At 66.0% G+C, this 783-nt stretch carries 1 protein-coding gene; it reads left to right on the forward strand.

Annotated features, from left to right (window positions below; all coding sequences use genetic code 11):
• The coding region (locus D1614_RS27965; protein WP_497006668.1) for an efflux RND transporter permease subunit at positions 1 to 783 on the forward strand (783 nt) is incomplete at both ends.

The raw sequence follows: 783 nt of genomic DNA on the forward strand, positions 1-783 counted from the left end.
AATCTTCATCCTCCGGCCCGTGGCGACCACGCTGTTGATGGTCGCCATCCTGCTCTCGGGCCTGGTGGCTTATCGGATGCTGCCGCTCTCAGCGCTGCCCGAAGTCGATTACCCGACCATCCAGGTCACGACGCTGTATCCGGGCGCCAGCCCCGACGTGATGACGTCGTCCATCACCGCACCACTGGAGCGGCAGTTCGGGCAGATGCCCGGCCTGAAACAGATGACGTCGTCCAGCTCGGGCGGCGCCTCGGTGATCACGCTGCAGTTCGATCTGTCGCTCTCGCTCGACATTGCCGAGCAGGAAGTGCAGGCGGCCATCAACGCAGCGGGCAATCTGCTGCCGACCGACCTGCCAATGCCGCCGATCTACAGCAAGGTGAATCCGGCGGACGCCCCGATCCTCGCGCTGGCGATCACCTCCAATACGATGCCGTTGCCCAAGCTGGAAGACCTGGTCGACACGCGCATCGCGCAAAAGCTGTCGCAGTTGCCGGGCATCGGCCTCGTCAGCATCAGCGGCGGGCAGCGGCCGGCGGTGCGCATCCAGGCGAACACGTCGGCGCTGGCGGCGCTCGGGTTGTCGATCGATGACATCCGTAGCGCCATCGGCACCGCCAACGTGAACGGGGCCAAGGGCAGCTTCGACGGCCCGATGCGCGCTTCCACCATCGACGCCAACGACCAGCTCAAGTCGGCCGCCGAGTACGGCAAGATGATCGTCGCCTACAAGAACGGCGCGCCCATCCGCCTGACCGACGTGGCGCAGATCGTTGACGGCGC

It is taken from the genome of Maribellus luteus (assembly GCF_003576475.1).
Lineage (GTDB): Bacteria > Bacteroidota > Bacteroidia > Bacteroidales > Prolixibacteraceae > Draconibacterium > Draconibacterium luteum.